The 4,884-nt window shown below is 63.2% G+C and carries 4 protein-coding genes; 3 read left to right on the forward strand and 1 reads right to left on the reverse strand.

The window, feature by feature from the left end; all coding sequences use genetic code 11:
- The first annotated feature begins 145 nt into the window (after positions 1–145).
- Positions 146–1,822: an IS21 family transposase gene (gene istA / locus HTS88_RS21795; RefSeq protein ID WP_011691636.1), complete on the forward strand. Its 1,677-nt coding sequence runs from the start codon at positions 146–148 to the stop codon at positions 1,820–1,822.
- Positions 1,819–2,634, forward strand: a complete 816-nt coding sequence (gene istB / locus HTS88_RS21800) for an IS21-like element helper ATPase IstB (RefSeq protein ID WP_011691635.1) — start codon at positions 1,819–1,821, stop codon at positions 2,632–2,634. The genes istA and istB overlap by 4 nt, the downstream gene beginning before the upstream one ends.
- Positions 2,635–2,686: 52 nt before the next feature.
- Here the strand turns inward: istB and merA are convergent, their stop codons facing one another.
- Positions 2,687–4,129 carry a mercury(II) reductase gene (gene merA, locus HTS88_RS21805; RefSeq protein ID WP_174182258.1) on the reverse strand — a complete coding sequence of 481 codons (1,443 nt, stop codon included), beginning with the start codon at positions 4,127–4,129 and terminating at the stop codon, positions 2,687–2,689.
- Positions 4,130–4,301: 172 nt separating this feature from the next.
- Here merA and HTS88_RS21810 point away from each other — a divergent pair, with 172 nt between their 5' ends.
- The gene (locus HTS88_RS21810) at positions 4,302–4,691 is read left to right on the forward strand and encodes a heavy metal-responsive transcriptional regulator (protein WP_174182260.1); all 390 of its coding nucleotides are present in this window, start codon (positions 4,302–4,304) and stop codon (positions 4,689–4,691) included.
- Positions 4,692–4,884 lie beyond the last annotated feature (193 nt).

Here is a 4,884-nt window from a genome sequence, read left to right on the forward strand (position 1 = left end):
TGAGTATGACAGTCTGATCGGAGCCCACTAGGACGGCCCGAACGGTACCCACCAGCCGGACATGCCGAACCTAATGACGGCTTGAATGGTACCCACCTGTGAACGTTGATCCATCCAGTGTTGGATCGACGACGGGAGGGCCGGGATGGGGTCAAGAGTGGAGTTGTTCGCGCAGATTCGGAGGGATGCCCGGGTGGAGGGCGCGTCAATCCGGGAGCTTGCCCGCAGGCACCAGGTGGCGCGGAAAACCGTGCGTAAGGCGTTAAGTTCCCCGGTCCCGCCAGAGCGTAAAACTCCTGTACGGTCCTCGCCGCGGCTTGATCCTTATAAACCGACGATCGACGCCATGCTCGTCGAGGACACGACGGCGCCGAGGAAGCAGCGTCACACTGCCCGGAGGATTCTTGCCCGGCTCATCGAGGAGCATGGAGCGGACGAGTTGTCGTATTCGACGGTGCGTGACTACGTTCGGGTCCGCCGGGCGCAGATCGATGTGGAGGCCGGCCGCCGGGTTGAGGTATTTGTTCCTCAGGAGCACGCCCCGGGCGCGGAAGCGGAAGTGGACTTCGGTGAAGTCTGGATCGTGCTGGACGGGGTAAAGACGAAATGCCACATGTTCATCTTCCGGCTTTCTCACTCCGGCAAAGCCATCCACCGGATTTACCCCACCCAGGCCCAGGAAGCGTTTCTGGAAGGCCACGTCGAGGCGTTCAACGAGATCGGCGGCGTGCCGGTCAAACATATCCGCTATGACAACCTCACCAGTGCCGTCAGGGCCGTGGTGTTCGGTCAGGGGCGGAACCGCCTGGAGAATGACCGGTGGGTGTTGTTTCGCTCGTTCTATGGATTTGATGCCTTTTATTGCCAGCCAGGTCTTGCCGGCGCTCACGAGAAAGGCGGGGTCGAGGGCGAGGTGGGCTGGTTCCGCCGCAACCGGCTGACCCCGATGCCCGTGGCGAGGTCCCTTGATGAGCTCAACGACTGGATCCGGAGCCGGGAGGTTCAAGACGATCAGCGGCGGATTGATGGCAGGATCCGCACTATCGGCCAGGACTTCGCCGCCGAGCGCCCGTTCCTGGCACCGTTGCCGGCCGACGAGTTCGATCCCGGTCTGGTGTTGAACCCGAGAGTGGACCGGTCCTCAATGATCACCGTGCGGATGGTGAAGTACTCGGTGCCAGCACGGTTCATCGGTCGGCGGGTCCGGGTTTCATTGCGGGCATCCGAAGTTGTGGTGTTCGACGGCCGCGCGGTGGCGGCCCGGCACCAGCGGATTATTGCCAAGGGCGGGCAGTCGGTCCAGTTGGACCATTATCTGGAGGTCCTCAAGACCAAGCCCGGCGCTTTGCCTGGTTCCACTGCTTTGGCCAGGGCGCGGGAGTCGGGTGCTTTCACCAGCGCCCATGACGCCTTCTGGTCTGCCTCGCGCAGGGTCAACGGTGATGCCGCGGGGACCCGTGAACTGATTGACGTCCTGCTGCTGCACCGATCGATGGAAGCCGAAGACATCGAGGCAGGGATCACCGCAGCCCTTGGAGTAGGTGCCGTCAGTGCCGACGTCGTGGCGGTTGAAGGCCGCCGACATGCCTCCAGCATCCCTGCTGGTGGGTCCCGTCCTGACCGTCATCGCGGTGCTCATGCTGAAGCGAAAGTGCAACGAGTTGTCAGCCTGACCCAGCGCCGGCTGATGGACCCGGCGGCGGTCATCGCCGGGCTCCCTCCAGACAAGCGGCCGCTCCCGGCGATCAGCGCCTATGACGAGCTGCTGGCCAAACGCACCGAACACTCCGCAGGAACCGCGTCGAAGGAAAACATCTCATGAGCCCCACCGCACCGGCCACCACCATCACCCCAACCCTGCGACGGCGCCGCGGTCTGACTGAGCAGGCCGCGGTCGCGGCCGTGGACCAAGCATGCCGCCGATTGCGCCTGCCCACCATCCGGGCGGTTCTGGACGAAGCTCTGACCGTCGCGGGGAAGGAACAACTCTCTTACCAAGGCTTCCTGGCCGAGCTGCTGCTGGCCGAATGCGATGACCGGGACCGTCGCTCCTCAATCCGACGCGTCAAAGCCGCGAACTTTCCCCGGGATAAATGGCTCGGTGATTTCGATTTCGACGCGAACACGAACATCAACCCCGCTACCATCCATACCCTCGCTACCGGCGAATGGATTCGAAAAGGTGCACCGCTATGCCTGATCGGGGACTCCGGAACCGGCAAATCCCACCTGCTTATCGGGCTGGGCACCGCCGCGGCGGAGAAGGGATACCGGGTCAAATACACTTTGGCCACCCGGCTCGTGAACGAACTCGTCGAAGCCGCCGACGACAAAGTCCTCGCCAAGACCATCGCCAGATACGGCCGAGTGGACCTGCTCTGCATTGACGAGCTCGGCTATATGGAACTGGACCGGCGCGGCGCCGAACTCCTCTTCCAGGTCCTCACCGAACGCGAAGAGAAGAACTCCATCGCCATCGCTTCCAACGAGTCGTTCTCCGGCTGGACCAAGACATTCACCGACCCGCGCCTCTGCGCCGCGATCGTTGACCGGCTGACGTTCAACGGCACCATCATCGAAACCGGCACCGATTCCTACCGCCTCGCCCACAGCCTGACAAGGAACGCGCACTAAAAGGTAGCCGCGGCCGCCCGCCCCACGAACACATAGGTTGTCGTTGACCACTTCATGCCGCGCAACAGGACAGTTTGGAGACGTCAGTAGTGAAGGACTGGGCTGCTATCTTGATGCCTTCGGCCATGGTCAGATAGGGGCTCCAGAGATTCGCGACCTGATCAACGGTCATCCCGGCCTCCAGAATGTAAATCCCTGCGGCGGCGATGTCCCCGGCGTCCTTACCCACGACAGTGATCCCTACAATCCGACCCGTGTCCGCGTCGGCAACGATCTTGATGAAGCCGCGGGTATCACGGTTCACCAGCGCGCGAGGGATAAATTTGAGCGGCAGAACCCGGCACATGCACCGGATCCCTGCCTGGTTCGCTTCCTTGTCCGTCATCCCGACAGCGGCCAGGGCAGGGCTGGTAAACGTGACCCGGGGCAGGTGCCGGTAATCGACCTCACGCCCGGCACCCTCAAAGGCGTTCTCCACCATCAGGGCCCCGTGCGCGGCGGCGACATAAACGAACTCCGGGTGACCCGTCACATCACCCGCGGCCCAGATCCTCGGATTAGTACTGCGAAGGCTCCCGTCGACCAGGACTTCCCCGCGGTCCCCGGTTTCAACGCCGACCATGCAAAGGTTCAAATCCTCCGTGACCGGGCGCCGGCCTGTTGCCATGAGCAGGCGCGCGGCCCTGAATTCCTCGTTTCCTCCTGAGACGGAAGCATCCACGACCACGTCCCCCGACACCTCATCGGTCCGGACCGAGGACGCTGTCGCTCGACGGACGACCCGGATGCCCTCATCGGCGAAGACACCGGCGAGGGCATGCCCGGCTTCAGGCTCTTCGGCCGAGGCGAGCTTGGACCGGACCAGGATGGTCACCTCCGTGCCGAGCCGGGCGAAAAGCTGCGCCTGCTCCAGCGCCACATACCCGCCGCCCACCACCAGCATCGAAGCGGGAACGTCCTGCAGCTCCATCGCACTCGTGGACGTCAGATAATCCACCTCGTCCATTCCCGGCACTTCAGGGATCCAGGGGGTGGAGCCGGTCGCGACCAGGTAGTGTTCCGCGCTGACTGTCTCGGTGGTTCCGCCCGGGGCGGTGATGTTCAAAACCGGTGCGGCTACGGTTCCGGCGAACACCGCCGTCCCCCGCTGCAGGTTCCATCCATAGCCCGCGGCGAGATCCACATACTTCTCTGACCGCATGGATTCGACCAGTGAGCGCTTCCCGGCGACCAGTTCGGGCATATCCACCGGCTCTGCGGAGGTGCTGATACCGGGGAACCGTCCGGAAGCATCGAGGGCGACATGGCGGGCTTCCGCGGCGGCCAGCAGGGCCTTGGACGGGATGCAGCCCGTGTTCACGCACGTGCCTCCCACAGTGCTGCGCTCCACCATCAACACCCGCTTGCCACGGCTGGTTGCCCGGATGGCCGCAGCGAAAGCAGCCCCGCCGGAACCGATAATGGCCAGGTCATAATCGAAAGATGCTGCCGACACGAGGGACTCCTGAAGATGGAAGGGAAGCAGCCGCCAGCACACCTGTTGCTCAACCGACCGCCATGTGCAGCCTTCAACCGAAGACCAGCTCTGCATCCCATTCTCAACCTTCCCCTACACTGGAATGTCAAGGAATCGCCGTCCTGGCCGCCTGCTAAGAAATGAGTTCATGATGCGTATCGGTGAGGCCGCGGCAGCGGCAGGGATGACAACCAAGACGCTGCGTTTCTACGAGGACAGCGGGCTTCTCCCGGCAGCGAAAAGATCCTCTAACGGCTACCGGGACTACCATGACGACTCCGTGGCCAGGCTCGAATTCATCCGCCGCGGACGGGCCGCAGGCCTCGCCCTGACCCAAATACGCGAAATTCTTAGCCTCCGTGACACCGGAGAAGCCCCCTGCGCCCACGTCCAAGACCTTCTCTCCAACCAGCTGGCCGAACTGGACCACCAGATTTCTGAACTAATGGCGCTGCGATCCATCGTCGCCGGCCTTCACGCCACTGCCGCGTCCGGGACCGACGCAAGCTGCGATCCCGAACAAATCTGCAGCTACCTCTGACGCACTACTCCGCCAGACGCCAGCTTCCAACAACCGGGACCCCGGGTATCGTCCCAACCCGCGGCAGTGTTTTCACAGACCCAGAAACCACGCCAAGAACCCCTAGACACCCTCACAACATCATCCCCGGACGTCCGACGGGTGGGTACCGTTCGGGCCGTCCTAGTGGGCTCCGATCACGTTGACACAATCA

Origin of the sequence: Pseudarthrobacter oxydans, assembly GCF_013314975.1 — a bacterium.
Classification (GTDB): domain Bacteria; phylum Actinomycetota; class Actinomycetes; order Actinomycetales; family Micrococcaceae; genus Arthrobacter; species Arthrobacter oxydans.

Coding starts and splice junctions, on each gene's coding strand:
- HTS88_RS21810 (WP_174182260.1), top strand. CDS start 4,302: ATGCGTATCGGTGAGGCCGCGGCAGCGGCAGGGATGACAACCAAGACG.
- istB (WP_011691635.1), top strand. CDS start 1,819: ATGAGCCCCACCGCACCGGCCACCACCATCACCCCAACCCTGCGACGG.
- istA (WP_011691636.1), top strand. CDS start 146: ATGGGGTCAAGAGTGGAGTTGTTCGCGCAGATTCGGAGGGATGCCCGG.